Annotated in this window: 14 protein-coding genes; 7 read left to right on the top strand and 7 right to left on the bottom strand. The window is 54.6% G+C overall.

Annotated elements, in window-relative coordinates:
* Window positions 1–14: 14 nt before the first annotated feature.
* Window positions 15–1,022: a sensor histidine kinase gene (locus SV7mr_RS21720; protein WP_419187735.1), complete on the bottom strand. Its 1,008-nt coding sequence runs from the start codon at window positions 1,020–1,022 to the stop codon at window positions 15–17.
* Window positions 1,023–1,232: 210 nt separating this feature from the next.
* On the opposite strand from SV7mr_RS21720, the gene SV7mr_RS21715 reads away from it, so the two are divergent.
* Together SV7mr_RS21715 and SV7mr_RS21710 are read left to right on the top strand one after the other, a co-directional pair.
* Complete coding sequence (locus SV7mr_RS21715) at window positions 1,233–1,550, top strand: hypothetical protein (RefSeq protein WP_145276642.1); 318 nt, start codon at window positions 1,233–1,235, stop codon at window positions 1,548–1,550.
* Between the two features lie 140 nt (window positions 1,551–1,690).
* Window positions 1,691–2,734, top strand: coding sequence for a type II secretion system F family protein (locus SV7mr_RS21710; protein ID WP_419187734.1), 1,044 nt, complete (start codon window positions 1,691–1,693; stop codon window positions 2,732–2,734).
* Between the two features lie 127 nt (window positions 2,735–2,861).
* Here SV7mr_RS21710 and SV7mr_RS21705 read toward each other — a convergent pair whose 3' ends face one another.
* A complete protein-coding gene (locus SV7mr_RS21705; protein ID WP_145276640.1) occupies window positions 2,862–3,332 on the bottom strand; it encodes a hypothetical protein in 471 nt (156 codons plus the stop codon).
* Window positions 3,333–3,759: 427 nt separating this feature from the next.
* Between SV7mr_RS21705 and uvrA the strand changes: the two genes are divergently transcribed.
* Entirely contained in the window at window positions 3,760–6,312 is a 2,553-nt protein-coding gene (gene uvrA / locus SV7mr_RS21700) for an excinuclease ABC subunit UvrA (RefSeq protein ID WP_145276638.1), read from the top strand.
* A gap of 85 nt (window positions 6,313–6,397) precedes the next feature.
* On the opposite strand, the gene SV7mr_RS21695 is transcribed toward uvrA, so the two are convergent.
* Window positions 6,398–6,859, bottom strand: a complete 462-nt coding sequence (locus SV7mr_RS21695; protein WP_145276636.1) for an acyl-CoA thioesterase — start codon at window positions 6,857–6,859, stop codon at window positions 6,398–6,400.
* A 251-nt stretch (window positions 6,860–7,110) separates the two neighbouring features.
* Between SV7mr_RS21695 and msrA the strand changes: the two genes are divergently transcribed.
* The 4 genes from msrA (at window position 7,111) to SV7mr_RS21675 (ending at window position 11,350) form a co-directional block, all read left to right on the top strand.
* A complete protein-coding gene (msrA, locus tag SV7mr_RS21690; RefSeq protein WP_145276634.1) occupies window positions 7,111–7,803 on the top strand; it encodes a peptide-methionine (S)-S-oxide reductase MsrA in 693 nt (230 codons plus the stop codon).
* Between the two features lie 60 nt (window positions 7,804–7,863).
* Window positions 7,864–8,472: a hypothetical protein gene (locus tag SV7mr_RS21685; RefSeq protein WP_145276632.1), complete on the top strand. Its 609-nt coding sequence runs from the start codon at window positions 7,864–7,866 to the stop codon at window positions 8,470–8,472.
* Window positions 8,473–8,695: 223 nt separating this feature from the next.
* Complete coding sequence (locus tag SV7mr_RS21680; RefSeq protein ID WP_473163658.1) at window positions 8,696–9,649, top strand: sugar phosphate isomerase/epimerase family protein; 954 nt, start codon at window positions 8,696–8,698, stop codon at window positions 9,647–9,649.
* 264 nt (window positions 9,650–9,913) lie between these two features.
* Window positions 9,914–11,350, top strand: coding sequence for a phytoene desaturase family protein (locus SV7mr_RS21675; RefSeq protein ID WP_145276628.1), 1,437 nt, complete (start codon window positions 9,914–9,916; stop codon window positions 11,348–11,350).
* An 11-nt stretch (window positions 11,351–11,361) separates the two neighbouring features.
* Here the strand turns inward: SV7mr_RS21675 and SV7mr_RS21670 are convergent, their stop codons facing one another.
* The 4 genes from SV7mr_RS21670 to SV7mr_RS21655 form a co-directional block, all read right to left on the bottom strand.
* A complete protein-coding gene (locus tag SV7mr_RS21670) occupies window positions 11,362–12,249 on the bottom strand; it encodes a universal stress protein (RefSeq protein WP_145276626.1) in 888 nt (295 codons plus the stop codon).
* A gap of 97 nt (window positions 12,250–12,346) precedes the next feature.
* Window positions 12,347–13,288: a universal stress protein gene (locus SV7mr_RS21665; RefSeq protein ID WP_145276623.1), complete on the bottom strand. Its 942-nt coding sequence runs from the start codon at window positions 13,286–13,288 to the stop codon at window positions 12,347–12,349.
* A 381-nt stretch (window positions 13,289–13,669) separates the two neighbouring features.
* A complete protein-coding gene (locus SV7mr_RS21660) occupies window positions 13,670–15,874 on the bottom strand; it encodes a sulfatase family protein (RefSeq protein ID WP_419187733.1) in 2,205 nt (734 codons plus the stop codon).
* On the bottom strand, window positions 15,855–17,306 hold the full coding sequence (locus SV7mr_RS21655; RefSeq protein ID WP_145276619.1) for a DUF1501 domain-containing protein: 1,452 nt from the start codon (window positions 17,304–17,306) through the stop codon (window positions 15,855–15,857). Before SV7mr_RS21655 ends, SV7mr_RS21660 begins: the two co-directional genes overlap by 20 nt.
* Window positions 17,307–17,319: the final 13 nt, after the last annotated feature.

The following is a 17,319-nucleotide window of genomic DNA, read 5'->3' as shown; positions in this document are numbered from 1 at the left end:
GAGATGAATCGTGTTCAGGCGGCTTTGGGCAAGCGGATCGTAAAGGCAGTGCCTTTGCCAAGGCTGCTGTCGACGCGAATGCGTCCTTGGTGAGCGTCGATGATCTCTTTGCAGGCAGCCAAGCCAAGCCCAGTGCCGCCCTTTCCCGATTCATCGGGACCGCTCTTGGTCGAAAAGAATGGTTCGAAGATGTGTGGAAGCGTCGCCGGTGGAATGCCGCTGCCCGAATCTCGAACGACAAGTTCAACGAATCCCGTTTCTGAACTGTTTCGCAATCGGATCACCAATTCGCCGTTTTGCCCCATGGCTTGGCGAGCGTTAATGATCAAGTTAAGCAAGACACGTTGCAAGTCGTTGCCACTGGCGATCACTGGATCAACGTCACTGGCAATCTCTTTGGTGACAATGATGCGATACTTGTTCAGTTCACGCTCCAAGAGCACCAAGGTGTCTTCGATGATTGGACCGAGTTCAGTGGGTTCCAGCGAAGCCGATCGGTTTTTGGCTTGAGCAAGGATCGTTTTGGTGATTTTGGCAGCCCGCTGTGAGGCTTCCAAAATCTTTGCCAAGGCCTTATCACGCGTGGCATCATCACGATGGCGGACGCCTAGCTGTGCATAATTGATGACCGTCATGAGCACGTTGTTGAACTCGTGCGTTGCCGTGCTGGTCAGTTCACCCAAAGCCGCGAGCGCTTGTGATTGACGCAGGCGTTGCTTGAGGTGTTCGATGTACTGTTGTTGATCGCGGTTCGCCAAATCGTTGGCGTTCGGTTCGCTGCCACTTTGTGGGCTGGGGTTTGGTTGATTGGGGCTTGGTTGATTGGGATTCTGTTCGCTGCGAGTTGGGACGCTGCGAGTCCGTTCTGTGATGTGCTCGCTGCCGCTCATTGGACGTTGTTCAGGTGGCACGCTGGTCCCGCTCGCTGTGGAGGCTTGCTTGCGACGCAGCAGCAAACTGCCTCCGGAAACGGATTGTTCTTGTGAGGCAGAAACCGTTTCGGTGGCATTCGGTGCGTTCATGTTCGCCGTGCAAAGTAGATAGGTCTGTCGAGTTGGCAATGATGTGTCGCCCCAGCCAAGCGTTCGGATGGATTGCCATGACTGACCTATCGTCGTAACGGTCGTGTCTGCTACACCGATAACGCAGGTGCAGGAACAGATTGCCGATTCTTGCAAAGACTACTGCACCCGCATTGCTTTTCTAATCGGAACAGTCATCGGAGCCATCGAATGTCATCTCAACACCGATTCGCCCCCGCGGTCTCGCCTTCAGAGACCATCGCGTTCAGCTCTGCTACGATTCAAGGCAGCGAGAATGTTGCCAATCGGCTCAAGTATGCGGTGCAAACCGCAACGGAAATGGGGTTTGAAGTCCGCATGGTCGTGCTGGAGGATCAGTCGCCGGGTTGGTGTGTGATTGGAGCACGAAAACTGCTTTTTCTGGATCTAAAAGCCACGACCCGAGAGCAGCTTGAACAACTCGACGCGATCATTGCCAGCTATTGCAACCGTGTCCCCGGGACAACCGACGATCAGTTGGCAGCCTAAACTTCTTCATCCACCGAGATTCGGACCGGATTTCGTCGCTTGCTATACTATCGGTTGAACCACAACCGATTAGGGTTTAAGTGGAACGGGTTAGCGAGGCTGCCCAGCACTCGAGCGACGACGTAATTCAGGCGACTTGGATGATCTTTCGACAAATCAGGCTGACGGCTGCCGGTGCGTTTTGCCACCGAATGGGTGTTGGTCTGCGCGCCGGTGCGGACCTTTTGCGATTGCTGGAAAGCGAAGCCAAGCATGGCTCCTCGCGCCAACGCGAAGCGTTTCAGCACGTTCTGACCGAGGTCAAAGCGGGACTGTCCATCAGTGAGGCCATGCAGCAGCGCGGCGATTTCTTTCCCAACCTGATGATCGCGATGACGCGTGTCGGTGAAGCGACAGGCCGGATGGAAGCGACCTTCCTGACGATGGCGGAGCATTACCAAAAGCAAGTTCAGATGCGCCGCTCGTTTTTGCAAATGATCATGTGGCCCATGATCCAGTTGGCGATGGCGGTCTTGATTATCTCCGGTTTTATCCTGCTGATCGGAATGCTCGGGCTGCCTGACATGCTGGGCTTGGGACTCACTGGCGAACGAGGTGTCCTCGTTTTTTGGGGCTACTTGGCTTGCTTTGCAGCGATCATTTTCGCTTTGATCTATGGCTACAAGAACAACGTCGGAGGTGTGCAAAACATCATCCCGCTGTTCTACATGATTCCGATGCTGGGAAGTTCGTTGCAAACCATCACGCTGGCTCGTTTTACACGCACGTTAGCCTTGTCGATGAGTTCCGGGCTGGATCCTGTGCGCAGTGTTCGACTGAGCTTAGACAGCACCGATAGCGCGTATTACCAAAGTGGTGCCGTAGCGTTCAAAGAGGCCGTTCAGGAACGCGGGGCGACCATGGCGGGCGGATTGATGGCCACGGATCTGTTTCCGGATGAGTTCCTGCACCTGGTGGAGGCCGCTGAATTATCGGGGACTGAAAGTGAGTCCGTCGAGCACTTGTCGACTGAATATCAAGCTCGCGCCGAAATGGCGATGAGTGTGATCGCTAAGTTCGCTGGCATGGCGATCTGGTGTTGCATCGCCATCATGATCATTTTCATGATCTTTTTGATCTTCAAGAACGCTATCATGGAACCCTATCAGGATGCCATGGACTTCTACAACGAAACCGGCAACTGATCGCAACCGGACTCCTTGGCACGCCTTGCGTGCAGCGCTCGTTTGACAGAACGTGGCGGGGCATCACCCGCGGCGAGCGCCAAAGCGGCTCGTCAGGATCCGCAGCTCGTCCATCGCTGGTGCGATTTCACTCCGGCCACTGCGAGGGAATCAGCCGAATGCCACCTTGGTTGGGCTTGCTTGCGACCTTCAATGAATCACGAACATAGTCGTGGCACTGAATGCACAGGCTGGTCATGTGCAAGTAAGCATAGTGAGCACCTTGATGGTTGCCGGTGTTGGCCAGGTGCTCTAGCTCTGTGCACTGACGGCGAAATTGCTCACTGTAGTGTTCGTACACGGCGTCACGAGCTCGTGGCCACTCGGCAGCTTCACTGATGATCTTCATTTGATGGGCGCCAGCAACGACGGCGCGCATGTCTTTCCGCAACAGGCCTTCCAGGACGGCTTGAGACTGCTTCAATTTGGATCGCATCATGAACCCTTCGGCCTGCTCGGGCCGGCTGATCGGTGGATCGGCAGTTTCCGCTTGGCGGATCATCAATCCGCTGGTCAGCAACGTGAGCACTGTGGTGATCGCGATGACGGTGCGTTTCATTTGTCAGCCTCTTGCTTGTTTGGGGATTCCAAACCCGGCCCCAAAGCGTGTGAACCACGCGCTGGTGCTTGGTTTCGTTGTTCCGGTGCTGAGCGTTCAGTTCCCAAACAACTCAACGCATCAGCCAATCGCCGCGGATCACACCGCAGGCTGAATGCTTTCCTTGCTAATGAAAAAATCGGATCGGAAGCAAGCTGTGATTCAATGCAATGGGAAAAACTGGCGTGGTTTTCACGCCGCTGTGTCACCGTGTCACAGATTGTGGTTGGAGACCTGACGGACGGGGTTTTCCGTCACCGTCGATGCGGCCGCAGCAGTACCGATGGAAGCCAGCGGAATAGGCCTAGTTGGGGGCTAGCGGTGGGGTTTGTCGTTGGCGTACAGTTACTGGTTCTGTTGGAATTTCTCGCAATTGACATTCGGATCGATGGCTTCACGCGCACACTCAGCAACCACCAGCCACTCCAGTCGTGCGATCCGCATCCGAGGCGCGCGAGTGCACAACCTACAGTCGGTTGATGTGGACATTCCTCGCGATGCCCTGACGGTGATCACCGGTGTTTCGGGGAGCGGCAAGAGCTCGCTTGCCTTTGATACGCTGTTTGCCGAAGGCCAGCGGCAATACATCGACAGTCTGTCCGCGTACGCGCGTCAGTTTCTTGATTCGCTGCCTCGGCCTGATGTTGACTTGATTGACGGCTTAGCACCCACTATGGCGATTGATCAAAAGCCGGGTTCGACGGGGGCTCGCAGTACGGTGGCCACGATCACCGAGATTTACGATTATTTGCGATTGCTGTTTGCGCGGGTGGGGATTCCCCATTGTGGAAACTGTGGCGCCGCCGTGGAACGTCAGTCGCCCGACGCGATCTGTCAATCGTTGCTGAAGTTACCTGAAGGCACGCGCGTGGTGCTGTTAGCGCCAATGGTTCGCGGCCGCAAAGGCCAGCATCGTGAAGTGTTCGAAGCGATCGCCTCGGCCGGTTTGGTGCGGGCACGTGTTGATGGCGAGATGTTGCCGCTGGAGGACGTCGGCGAACTGTCGCTCCGCAAGAACCACACCATTGAAGCCATTGTCGATCGCTTGGTCATGCGTGAGGGCATTGAAAGTCGCGTCGCTGAATCGGTTGCGCTTGCATTGAAACTGGGACAGGGGTTGCTGGTCGCCTCCAGTCAACAGGGCAACTCTGGATGGACAGATCGATTGTTCAGCACCGCGATGTCATGTGTTCAGTGCGGTAGCAGCATCGAAGAGATCGAACCACGAACCTTTTCTTTCAACAGTCCCTACGGTGCTTGTTCCACCTGTGATGGTCTCGGTCGCATGAAGGACGATGAATCCGATCAACCTTGTGCGGCTTGTGGTGGCACGCGTTTGCGTCCCGAGGCTCTAGCGGTCACGGTGGCCGACGCTTCGATCGATCAAGTCACAGGGATGTCGATGCAGCAGGCCGAAGAATGGATCAATCAATTGGGCCCCACCCTGACGGAGCTGCAACAGGCGGTGGCGCGACCGATCAAGCTAGAGGTCAGTCAACGATTGAACTTCCTTCAGCGAGTGGGGGTTCAGTATCTGACCTTAAACCGTGCTGCGGAGACACTCTCTGGTGGTGAATTGCAGCGTGTTCGCCTGGCAACCAGTATTGGAAGCGGTTTAGTCGGTGTGTGTTATGTTCTGGATGAACCTTCGATTGGTCTGCATCCGGCTGACCATGATCGACTGATTCAGGCCCTGCGAGATCTGCAACAGCAGGGCAACACCGTGGTGGTGGTTGAACATGACGAAGCCACGATGCGTGCCGCCGATCGACTGATTGACGTCGGGCCTGGCGCTGGGACGCAAGGCGGGAAGATTATCGTTTCCGGCACGCCCAAGCAGGTTCAAGCGAATAAACGGAGCTTAACGGGACAGTATCTCGCTGGCAATGATCAGCCAGTGGTTCCCCAGTCACGTCGCACTCGTTCCAGTGAATTGGTGCTTTCGGGTGTGCGGACTCATAACTTAAAGAAGGTAAAGGTCCGTTTACCACTGGGATGCTTGATCGGCATTAGTGGTGTCTCCGGCAGTGGCAAGAGTTCGTTGATCGGTGACACGCTGTTGCCCGCGGTGCGTTATCAATTGGAACACGGCAAGAAGATGCCTGCCTCGGCCAGTTCTGTGACCAAGTTTTCTCGTATCAGTGGCGTTGATCAGCTTGATAAGTTGGTGCCGATTGACCAGGCACCGATTGGACGGACGCCACGCTCTTGTCCGGCAACGTATAGCGGTGTGATGGATGAGATTCGCAAAGTGTTCGCCAAAACGCGGGAAGCCAAAACACGTGGCTTTGGAGCCAATCGATTCAGCTTCAACGCTGCTGCTGGGCGATGTGACTTGTGCAAAGGGCTGGGCGCCGAAAAGGTCGAGATGAACTTTTTGAGTGATCTGTTTGTCACCTGCACGCGCTGTGGTGGCAAGCGATTCAACCGACAGACGTTGCAAGTTCGATTCAAAGGCAGCAGCATCGCTGACGTCCTGGCGATGACTGTCAATCAAGCCTGCGAATTCTTTGAAAACGTTCCTTCCGTGTTTCGGTTGCTCAGTTCCCTGCAGGCGGTTGGACTGGGATACATGCACTTGGGCCAAAGCAGTACCACGCTCAGTGGCGGTGAAGCACAACGGATCAAGTTAGGCACCGAACTGGCTCGCAAAGCCACCGGCCAAACGCTCTATGTCTTAGATGAACCGACCACCGGATTGCACTTCAGTGATGTCAAGCGACTGGTGGGAGTCTTGCAGCAGCTCGTTGATCAGGGGAATACCGTGATTGTGATTGAGCATGACTTGGACTTGCTTGTTGGTTGTGACTGGCTGATCGATTTGGGGCCAGTCGGCGGCAAAGATGGCGGCCAGTTGATGGCTGAAGGAACTCCCGAGCAACTTGCGGCACTGAAAGGGAATGTGACCGGGAGATACTTGCAAGACAAGTTGAATCGGTAATGCTCTGTCGCTCGTTCTACCCCCTTAGGCAGGCGGGGCAAGCACCGTAGGATTGCGATGCGATGCTCGGTGACTGTGTTGGCGATCAGCTTGCCGGCGAGTCGTCATCCCAAGGTAGTGGAGGCGGATCGGGCAGGACGATGAGATCGCCTTTGGCTTCATCGGGAATGGGAAGGATTTTGTGCTGGGTTAAATCCACAAACACCCAACGCGTCTCGACTTTGGCCAGCAGTGTTTGATCGGCAGGCCGGCAGATCCAGTATTTTCGCCGCGACGCAAAACGCTGCATGTCATGCACCCAGGTTCGGATGACAATTTCGTTGTCCGCAAACGCTGCGGCGCGATACTGAATCGTGTGTTCGCGAACGACCCAGCCGACGCCCTGCTGCAGTGCTTGCTGGCGATCCCACCCCAGGGCCTCGGTGTGGCGGTGTGCTGCCCATAACGACCATTGTAAATAACGCAGATTATGAACGTGCTGTTGAGAATCGATTTCGTCCGCTTGGACCGTGTGAACGGTGTCGAAAAAGGCCGGTTTCGCTGGCATGGGACTGGAAATTCTCGGATGAACGCGATTGATTCGAGTTTGCCGCGTCGATTTTGACGACCGCTTGCATTTTGCTCGTGATTCTGCACTGTCCCAAAGCGTATAATGAAATGGAAAACCTGACCAGCACCGATCGGCAGAGGCCGCTGGAGACATTGATTCTGTGCTGGAACTCATGCGGCAGAGAGGCAGTTGAGTCTCGTACCGCCATCAACTCTCACTGCTAACCGACTTTCCCAATCGACGATCCCATGATTCGAAAACAATCTGTTCTACTTTGCACCGCTGTCGCTCTGGGCGCGATCTTGGCGGCAGTGCTCCCGCAAGCTGTTTTGACCCAAGCACAAGGAAACCCTGTTGTGACCGCAGTTCCTGCAGAAGGTGATTCATCCGACGACAAGCAAAGCTCTGGCAAAGCCGTGGCAACTTTTGCCGGCGGTTGCTTCTGGTGCACCGAAGCGGTTTTTGAACGGATCGAAGGCGTTGATAATGTGGTCAGTGGCTACATTGGCGGAAGTGTTGACAACCCAAACTACAAGCAAGTTTGCAGCGGACGCACCGGGCACGCTGAGGCCGTTGAGATCACTTACGATCCTGCGAAGGTCGAATTTGAAGAACTGATGGAAATCTTCTTTGCCACTCATGATCCAACCACCTTGAATCGCCAAGGTGCTGACAGTGGAACCCAATACCGCAGCAGCATCTTTTTTCACAATGATCAGCAACTTGAGGAAGCCAAGAAGTACATTGAGAAATTGAACAAGACCAAGTACAACTCCAAGATCGTCACCAAGTTGGAAAAGGCTACGAAGTTTTATCCCGCTGAGCTGTACCACCAGGACTTCTTTCAAAACAATCCGAACTACGGTTACTGCCAAGCAGTGGTTGTGCCCAAGGTTCGTAAAGTCAATCGAAGCTTTTCGGAGAAGCTGAAAGACAAGTAGTCTTCGGTTGTGGATCTTCCTCATCAACAATCAGCGAGCAAACGCTGACGAGGTTTCGTGATGAAAGCGTCTGTCGCCTTTGCTTGCTTGGTCGGATTGATTCTTCAATGTAGCAATGAAGCCACTGCACAAGTGATTCAGCTGCCTAGCTTCAATCACTTTTACTACAACGGCGGCTCGGTATGGGTGCCCGACGGAGGCACCGCGTCGCTGGGTGGTTTTGGCTATTCGGCGTACAACGTCCGTCGAAGGCGTGGGTTGGGGTTCTATCCTCGTTACCCTGGCTATTACGGACCCATCGTGAATAACTATCATTCGTTGAGCATCAGTGCCAACGTGATTGATCTGAATGCGATGGATCAGCAACTGATGGGGGTGCCTGCGGGGCAGGCGATTCCCCGAGCGTTGGAAGCCAGTCGCTTGAACCCCAATGCTGGCCATGCCGATGTGATCGGCATGATTGATGCCCATCAGCAAATCGCTCGCCGAAATGATGACGAGGGCAGTCAGTTGGTGCGTTTCGCTCGTGATGCACTGAAAAAGGGCAATCGTCGCCGCGCCTACGATTCCTATCGCATGGCCATCGACGTGCTGGAATCGCAGTACTTGCTGGACTACGCACGCGATGAATTCAAACGCCAATTTCCCGACGGCAAATTGACCGAGTAGCAAGCGGATTGGCAAAAGCCAACGTGTTCGGCATGCCTCGCGCTCTCTCTTGCAAGCTCGCCGTGCCGGCAAGTGGGCCAGCCATGGCATTGCACTGGTTAACGCTTCAAGTCTGCAAGCATTGGCGGATTGCCCACGCATTGTTTCTGCCTGCGAAAGTGCTGGCGGTTGTGTAAACTGTGCGTCTCGATGTTGTCCCCTCCTTCACTTCTTGATGTGCACCATGCTTGATCGTCGACGCTTCTTTATGGGTTCCTCTGCGGCGGTTGCTGCTGCGGGTTTGGCAACGCAATGTTCTCAGGCCGAAGCACTGGCCGCGGCGGAGGAAATGCCCGTGCGTTTTGCGCTCAATACCAGCACGATTCGCGGACAGAAACTTCCCATTGACCAGCAGATCGATGTGGCTGCTAAAGTCGGTTACGATGGGATTGAGCCCTGGCTTGGCGACATCAATCGGTACGTGGAGCAAGGTGGCAAGCTGGCTGATTTGAGAAAGCAGATCGAAGATTCCGGTTTGTTTGTCGCCAGCGCGATCGGGTTTGCGAATTGGATTTCCGAAGACGAAAAGCAACGTCAGGAAGGATTGGAAGTTGCTCGTAAAGACATGGAAACGATCGCTGCACTCGGTGGCAAACTGATTGCAGCTCCGCCAGTGGGCGCACATCGTCAAGGCAGTCCGCAGCCTGAGCTGCCAGCCATTGCCGATCGATACCGCAAACTGTGTGAACTAGGGCAAAGCATCGGCGTCAAGCCGCAGTTGGAACTCTGGGGATTCTCGCCAACCTTGAGCACGTTGAGCGAATTGGCCTACGTTGCCACGGCGGCACAGCATGAATCTGCCTGCGTGTTACCAGACTTTTATCATATTTACAAAGGCGGCAGTGACTTCGCTGGATTGGGCATGATCGAAGCCTCGCGGATGCACTGTTTTCACATGAACGATTATCCCGCCGAACCCGAACGCAGCAAGATTGCAGACCGCGATCGAGTGTTTCCCGGAGATGGTGTTTGTGAGTTGCCAAAGATCATCGCCATGTTGATTGGCAATGGTTTCAAGGGCACATTTTCGCTGGAGCTATTCAACCCTGAATACTGGAAGCGTGACGCGGTCGATGTCGCTCGCGAGGGCCTGCAGAAATCTCGCGAGGTCGTCAAAGCGGCGTTAGCGGTCGTGTAGCGCCACGAAGCCGTGGATTCACTGTGCTGTTAATTCACTGTGTCCGGCAGTTGATCTGCGAACGCTTGCCTTTCGCAGAGATTCGGCATGGTGCCCTAAATTTGGGGGCCTGAGAGGGTTGGAATTTATCTCAATTCCCCTCCACCACAGCCTGCACACTGTCCTTGAACGCTGCTGGACACCATAATTTGGCTTTCTATCTGAAGACGTTGGCGTCCCCCGGCGTCTGAGCTCAGTTCCCTTTCTGCCAGCACAAATACATCCATGCCCCGAGATTTTTTGAAAGGTGTTCAGGACGAGTACGACGTCGTTGTGATTGGGAGTGGCCTAGCAGGTTTGACCAGCGCCAATATCTTGGGGCGAGCTGGGCATCGTGTCTTGTTGCTTGAACAGCACTACAAGCTCGGAGGCTTAGCCACATGGTTTCTGCGTCCCGGCGGTCACACCTTCGACATCTCGTTGCATGGCTTTCCCTACGGGATGATCAAGTCCTGTCGGCGTTATTGGAGTCGTGAGATCTCCGATCGGATTGTGCAACTGAAGAATATTCGTTTTGACAATCCACAGTTCTCGCTGACGACGACGTTTGATCGCCAGGACTTTACTCGTCTGTTGGTGGAAAAGTTCGGCCAACAAGAAGCGACGGTGAAGGCGTTTTTCGACACCGCCCGCGGCATGAATTTCTATGACGATCAAAGCACCACCACGGGGGAACTGTTTCAGCGGTTCTTTCCCAATCGCAATGATATCGTTCGCTTGTTGATGGAGCCCATCTCATACGCCAATGGATCAACACTGGAAGACCCAGCGATCACCTATGGCATCGTGTTTAGCAACTTCATGAACAAAGGTGTTTACATCTATGAAGGCGGCACGGATGATTTGATCAAGCGGATGAAGAAAGAGTTGGAGTCCAACAACGTTGACATTCGGATCAATTGTCCGGTTGATAAAATTGACATCAAGGACGGCAAAGTCAGTGCTGTTCAAGTCCAGGGGCGAAGGATCCGATGCCGCGCCGTGGTTAGCAACGCCAATCTTCGCACCACCGTGCTGAACATGATTGGCGAAGATCGACTGGATAAGGACTTTGTCCAGCAAACGCAAGACGTGCGTTTGAACAACAGCAGCACACAGGTCTACATGGCACTCAAGGAAGGTGAATCCATTGACGAAAGCAGTGGTGATCTGTTCTTCACCAGCACGTCCCCGCACTTTGACACTCAATCACTGCTCAGTCGCGACATCACCAGTCGTACGTTTAGTTTCTATTACCCGCGCACGCGGCCTTGGAAGAAGAAAGAACGTTACGCCATCGTAAGCAGCACCAACGCCAATTGGTCTGACTGGGCGGATCTGTCCGAGCACGAGTACGAAGAAAGCAAGGCGGACCTTGTTGAAACCACCTTGGATGCCTTGGAACGATACATTCCAGGTGTTCGTGACAAGATTGATCACGCTGAAGCGGCCACGCCAAGAACGTTTCAGCATTACACCAAGCATCAATTGGGAGCCAGTTTTGGCACCAAGTTTGAAGGCTTGGCGGTCAGTCGTGATCTGCCCAATCAGGTCGGCGGCATGTTTCACGCCGGCAGCGTTGGTATCATCATGAGTGGCTGGTTGGGAGCCATCAACTACGGTGTGATTGTCAGCAACGAAGTCGATCAAATGTTGACCAGCCAGTCGTCAGCAGCGGTTTAGCAAACCGCAGGCTACTTGCGAGCAATCCAAACGCTGCGCTTGGCATGTCGAAGCACGTACTTGCTGGTGCTGCCCAGCAGAATCTCATCCAGCGTGCTGTGGTTTGAATCGCCGACCACAATCACGTCGGCATTGGCTTGCTCGGCAGCGTCAATGATGGCTGGTCCGATGCGACTGTCGTGGACTAATTTCGATGTCACCGTGGGCCATTTCGTTTTGACTTGCTGAACGGTTTCTTCAGCTCGCTGTTTCATGGCTTCGTAGATTCGTTCTTCGTTGATCAACGCGTCGGGTGACAGGCCAGTGCCCAGCAAGTAGTCATAGATAGGCGCGACGCAGACTAAGGTGACCTGCGGAGAGGCCTGCCATGACAGTGACATGACTTCCTCGACCGCGTGATCAGCTGCCGATGATCCATCGTAACCAATGACCAAATTGGGAGCGTCTTTGCTTTCCGTCGCAGAAGGTTGTTCGGGTGGCCGGATGATCAGCACGGAACATTTTGCCTGCGTGGCCACGCTGTCCGAAACACTGCCGATCAGCAACCTGCCAATGGCCGAGTGACCTTGGGCTCCAATGACAATCAGGTCAATGCCAAGATCCTCGGCCGTCGCTAGGATGACTTTAACTGGATGTCCCGATCTGGCGAGCGTGTCGATGCTTTGGCAGCGATCGTTTAGAAGCGACTTGAGCTGGTTCTGGTGCTGCTCTGTTCGCGTCCGCTCGTGGAGCAGCATTTCCGGAAACCAATGGTCCATGTTGTCCGGATTCAAGATGGCAGGGTCGCCAAGTGCCGTCACGATGGTTAGATCCACGCGATGATCTGTTTTCCACTGTCTGATCCAGTCAGCTGCGGCTAGAGCATTGTCAGAGCAGTCGGTCGCTAGCAGGACTTTCATGGTCCGTCGTCCGTTGAAAGGGGACAGAAAAAGGTGTTGTGCAAGCAGGGACAGCAAGGCCAGTGTCTTGCTGTCGTTATCGCATCAGTCGGCAGCGCTAGCTGGACTCCGTGGAATTCGAACGCTCACCCAGTGGCCCGCCCTGGCCTAGGAGTTCTTCGCGGACGTGATTGCGAGCAACCCAGACCGAGCAGTGAGCGTGACGCAAGACGAATCGAGACGTGCTGCCCAGCAGCAGGCGGCTCAGCGATGACCGCTGAGCCTCGCCGATGACAAGCAAATCAATGCCTTCTTTTTCAGCAAACTCAATGATGCCTTCGCCAACATGATCTGCTTTGACCAAATGAGTTTGCAGCTTGGGTGCAACTTTCATCAGGTGATGCTGAGCAGTGAGTAGCCCTTCCTCGTACAGCTTGGTCATTTCGTATTCTTCGCCAGCCACGCGTTGGCCAACGAAGTCCGAAAGGTAGGTCTCCACTGTCAGGACATGGAAATCTGCACCGGTTCGCCAGGGAATGGTTTGGACTTCCTGCAGAGCCTCAATGCCTGATGCGGTTTGTTCATAAGCCAACAACACGCGGATCGGGCGTTCCGATTTCATCAAATCGGTTGGGCGAACAACCATCGTGCTGCAGGGAGCGTGAGTGGCCACGTAGTCGCTGACACTACCCAACAGCATGCGGCTGATCTGTGAATGACCACGAGCACCAATCACCAAGAAGTTCGCTTGGCAATTGTGAGCTTCCTGAACGATCGACTCGCCAACGGGACCATCAGAGACAACGTGACGGAGTTTTACGTCGGCTCCTTCGAACATCTCGGAAACTTGTTGGTAAACCGTTTCCGCGTGATTCTTGTCACGTTCGAACGCTTTTTTCAGGACTTCGCCGGTCGAATAGTTGCTGTGAATAAACGGCCGTTGAACCACGGTCAGGACCGTCAAGTTCGCCACGCCGCCGGAATGAGGCAGGTGGGCAAGCAGCTCAGCGGCGTGCATCGATGGATCAGAACCGTCAACCGCCAGGAGTACATTTAGCATTTCTGTGCCCTCCGCTGAGCATCAAAACCTTCAGTGACTGGTGCAGATCGCCTGCCACTTCCAATGGAGTTTGGCATGTCTGCAACGCCTATGATAACGTATCAAAAGGCATTGCAAATATGGTGCCGATGCGAAGACTGACGGTTCGCGATTCTAGCGGATGCATTGAATTGCCACGCATTGGCTGACAGGCCCAAGGAATTCATCGCATCGCCGCGCATGAAGTGAGATGGCGAATCTCCCGCTTGGGTCATCTGCAGCGTCTGGGCGATCGGCTAGAGAGAGGTTAGTGCGCGATTAGGCGCGCCGTGTGCGATTTGTCTCAGCTCGCGTGCGTGCGATCGTCTGAAGCCATTCCTTAGGTGACAGGCGGTGCCTTTTCTATTTGGGCAACACACGAAAGGTCAACGACTGTAAACGCCATTGGCCCGCCGGTTCCGTTTGATAATGAGGGCTGCTGCTCAGGATCAAAGACTCTCCTGCCTTCAAGACACCGACGTCGCTGATCACGCCTGACTGGTCATTGGCATCCAATGCTGCGTCAATGCAGTAGATTGCCAGAGGGGCATGATCACCGACACGGTAGAATCCTCCGCACTGGCCGTTGCCAGCAATCAGCCCGGCCGAGTCGATGATCACATCTCGATCAAATTTCAGCGAGATGGCTTCGGAGGATTCAACTTGGTCAAACTTGCCGGGTCCATCAATCCCGAGCCCGCGCACGTTGGTAACGAAGCGGGCCGAAGGAATCGGTTTGCCATGCTGGCTGGCGTTGAATTCAACCGTCACGGCGGTGTCTGAATCAGGGGAAATGGTGAGCCCGGCAGCTGGCTTGCCGTCAAACCGATTTGCAAAATCAGTGTCTGTCCAATCGAGAACAATGCGTTGGGACGGAGCAAACTCTGTCATGCGATGTCCACCGCTATTGCGGTGCAGTGTTGCGATTTGGGTGAGGTGATCAATTAGCGGCTGCAGGCGACTATCATCAAGTCGATTGTTTTGCTCCAGTTGATCCGTTGCCAAATCGTAGAGTTCGATGGGATTCGCGACGCCTCGCCTTAGGAGCTGGGCATCAAAGAAAAGTTTCCACTGGCCGGGAAAGCTCTTGCCGTCGACGACCGGATCATCGAGGCGAAAGGCGCTGACTGCGTGGTCGGTTTTGGACTCTTTGTGATCGTGAAAGAAGAGTGGCGGTCGCTTCTGAACGGTATTGCCTTGCCATGCTGTCACGACGCTGAAGCTGTCCTCGGCTCCTTTTTCCCCTTCCGCGAGGTTGGGCAGCGGGGCGTTGATGATCTGCGCGAAGGTCGCAAATAGGTCACAGTGTCCAACAAGTGTGACGTTGTCCTGCCCTGCAGTGGTGGCGTCTCCATCGCCGACCTTGCCCGCTTTCCAGCTGACTAAAAAAGGCACGCGATGGCCGCCTTCGTAGGTAGAGCCTTTGTGGGATCGGAAAGGACCCGAAGCGACATTTTGATTGATCTCGGCCCCGTTGTCGCTCGTAAAGATCACGATGGTGTTTTCGATTAGCTTCTGCCCGGGATTCCTGGGGTCGTTGTTCTCTGAGAGATAGTCCAGGAGCCGTCCCAGTGCGACATCGTTTTCATAGACGTAGTCGTACCGCGCATTCATGCTGTTTCCAGACTTGGTTCTTGACGCACTCTGGACAGGGACGCCGTCGATGCTGACGTCCGGAGTATGGGGACCATGATTGGAGTTGGACGGGTAGTAGAGAAAGAACGGTTTGGCAGATTGAACCTGTTCAGAAATCCATTCGATGGCATGGTCTGAATGGCGACTGCCTAGGTTGGAGTGGACGTACGCATCCGGTCCTTCGCTGACAAGCTGCTTGCCATTGCCAGTTGCGCCAACGGCGATCCGGCCATGGATGTGCCCGGGGCCTACATTCTGAAGAGGACCATTGATCTTGCCGGAGTTCTTCTTTGTTTTCGAGGCTTTCTTTGTTGCAGAAACGCCCACGTTTGGACCGGAGGTGCCATGGGAACGTGAGGTGAATCGGCAATAGTCAAAGCCATGATCTAACGGCGTGGTATGCAGTGGTTGTGTGATGTCAGCATCAGACCAGCCAGAGGCAGGTAAGCCATCACTGCGTCGATAACGCAAGCCGACATGCCATTTGCCGACCATGCCGGTCGCATAACCTTGGTCGCGAAAGAGCGTTGCCAGGGTGGGGCGCCCCGGTTCAATCATTGGATCGCCTTGGGAGCCAAACAGCACCCAGTGCTTCAATCGATTGCGCCATGGATATCGCCCTGTCAGCAGCCCGTAGCGTGTCGGAGAGCAACGGGAAGACGGTGTATGAGCATCGGTGAAGCGAACTCCCATCCGAGCCAAGCGTTCCATGTTGGGCGTGTCAAGTTGGACATCGTCGTGATTGCCAGTGAAATCTTGGTAGGCGCTCGTGTCCCCTAAACCCATGTCGTCAGCCATCATCAAAATCACGTTTGGTGGTGGCTCAGAAGGTTGCACTTGAGCGCAAACATCAGCCTGTGACACCCATAGAATTAGCGATGCGACGAACGATGTGATGAGTGATTTCACTCGATCATGATGCAAAGATTGCATTGACACTTTTCCCTTTTCCATCTTGAGTGACATAGAACGGACGACCTTCGATGTCGAATTGAGTTTTGGGGCTGACGCCCATTGCCGTCATGATGGTTGCGTGCAGATCTGTGATCGTGACTGGATTTTCGACGGCAACCAGCGGTCGTTCTTCAGCGGTTCGGCCGTACAGATGGCCTTGTTTAACGCCACCGCCAAACATCATCACGCTTGTGCCGCCGGTGAAGTGCCGGTGTAGCCCGTAGTGCTTCGGTTCGGTGATCCTGTCAACCTTGTGCGTTGCTTGATCTGCTGCGATCGATCCAGGGACGCCTTCGACGATGGCGTCACGGCTAAACTCAGATGCAATGATGACAAGCGTGCGGTCGAGTAGTTTGCGCTGCTCCAGATCAAGCACCAGTTGAGCGATCGGTTTGTCGATTTCGGAGTGCAGACGCTTGACTGTTTCATGCCCGTTGGCATGCGTGTCCCAGTGCAGGAAGGGGACGTACTCGGTGGTGACTTCAACGAATCGGGCGCCGTTTTCCACCAAGCGCCGTGCCAGCAAACAACCACGGCCAAAGCGACTGGTGTTGTAAATGGCTTGCACTTCGGGTGGTTCTTGACCGATGTCAAACGCTTCGCGTTCTTTGGAACTTAGCAAGCGATAGGCGTTGTCCATCGAACGCAGTAAGGACTCCTGCTGATAATCGCTGGCGTATTCTTTGAGCGAGCTTTCCTGGACCAGCGATCGAAACAGTTTGTCGCGATTGGAGAATCGTTGGTTGCTCATTCCCGCGGGAGGTCGCACAACGCTGGCGGCCTGTTCTGGAAATGGCAGGTTCATGGGACCATACTCGCTGCCGAAGAAGCCAGCGGTGGTGAATGCCTTTAGCTCTTCCTTTTCACCCACGCCTTCCAGACGTTGGCCAATGTTGATGAAGGCCGGCATGACTTCGTTGTTACGGCCCAGGACTCGCGCCAACCAGGATCCCAAGTGCGGGCAAGCCACTGTTTGCGGAGGGACGTAGCCGGTGTGCCAGTGATATTGGTGACGGGAGTGCAGGATGCTGCCGAGGTCAGGTTGAACGACGGACCGAATCAGGGTGCCACGATCCATGACTTTGGCGATGTTCTCCAGTCCCTCGCAGATCTCGATTCCTTCAACGGCTGTTGGGATCGCAGGAAACGTGCTCAGCACATCGTTGACGGCCATGCCATTTTTAAACGGAGCATAGCGTTTGGGGTCAAACGTGTCCGGGGCAGCCATGCCGCCACCCATCCACAGCAAGATGCACGCATCTGCTTTGGCCTCGGGGTGCTTGAGCCCGTCACCGTAAACCATCTGAGGAGCGCCAGATGCCAACGCTGCAGCTCCAGCGGCGGTCAACCGTTTGACAAAGTCACGGCGAACGATTGCTTCTGGTGCTTGAGGATCGATTTCAAAATCCATGGAATTGTTCCTG

Source organism: Stieleria bergensis, from assembly GCA_007745635.1.
GTDB classification, from domain to species: Bacteria; Planctomycetota; Planctomycetia; order Pirellulales; family Pirellulaceae; genus Stieleria; species Stieleria bergensis.
The sequence above is the reverse complement of the archived record's forward strand: the minus strand, read 5'-3'. Positions and strand labels throughout refer to the sequence as shown.

What these genes read in the sequence shown, in the direction of transcription:
- SV7mr_RS21665 (WP_145276623.1), bottom strand. Translation starts at nt 13,288, where the DNA reads ATGCTAAATGTACTCCTGGCGGTTGACGGTTCTGATCCATCGATGCAC.
- SV7mr_RS21685 (WP_145276632.1), top strand. Translation starts at nt 7,864, where the DNA reads ATGAAAGCGTCTGTCGCCTTTGCTTGCTTGGTCGGATTGATTCTTCAA.
- SV7mr_RS21715 (WP_145276642.1), top strand. Translation starts at nt 1,233, where the DNA reads ATGTCATCTCAACACCGATTCGCCCCCGCGGTCTCGCCTTCAGAGACC.
- SV7mr_RS21720 (WP_419187735.1), bottom strand. Translation starts at nt 1,022, where the DNA reads ATGAACGCACCGAATGCCACCGAAACGGTTTCTGCCTCACAAGAACAA.
- uvrA (WP_145276638.1), top strand. Translation starts at nt 3,760, where the DNA reads ATGGCTTCACGCGCACACTCAGCAACCACCAGCCACTCCAGTCGTGCG.
- SV7mr_RS21680 (WP_473163658.1), top strand. Translation starts at nt 8,696, where the DNA reads ATGCTTGATCGTCGACGCTTCTTTATGGGTTCCTCTGCGGCGGTTGCT.
- SV7mr_RS21695 (WP_145276636.1), bottom strand. Translation starts at nt 6,859, where the DNA reads ATGCCAGCGAAACCGGCCTTTTTCGACACCGTTCACACGGTCCAAGCG.
- SV7mr_RS21660 (WP_419187733.1), bottom strand. Translation starts at nt 15,874, where the DNA reads ATGCAATCTTTGCATCATGATCGAGTGAAATCACTCATCACATCGTTC.
- SV7mr_RS21670 (WP_145276626.1), bottom strand. Translation starts at nt 12,249, where the DNA reads ATGAAAGTCCTGCTAGCGACCGACTGCTCTGACAATGCTCTAGCCGCA.
- SV7mr_RS21710 (WP_419187734.1), top strand. Translation starts at nt 1,691, where the DNA reads ATGATCTTTCGACAAATCAGGCTGACGGCTGCCGGTGCGTTTTGCCAC.
- SV7mr_RS21655 (WP_145276619.1), bottom strand. Translation starts at nt 17,306, where the DNA reads ATGGATTTTGAAATCGATCCTCAAGCACCAGAAGCAATCGTTCGCCGT.
- SV7mr_RS21675 (WP_145276628.1), top strand. Translation starts at nt 9,914, where the DNA reads ATGCCCCGAGATTTTTTGAAAGGTGTTCAGGACGAGTACGACGTCGTT.
- msrA (WP_145276634.1), top strand. Translation starts at nt 7,111, where the DNA reads ATGATTCGAAAACAATCTGTTCTACTTTGCACCGCTGTCGCTCTGGGC.
- SV7mr_RS21705 (WP_145276640.1), bottom strand. Translation starts at nt 3,332, where the DNA reads ATGAAACGCACCGTCATCGCGATCACCACAGTGCTCACGTTGCTGACC.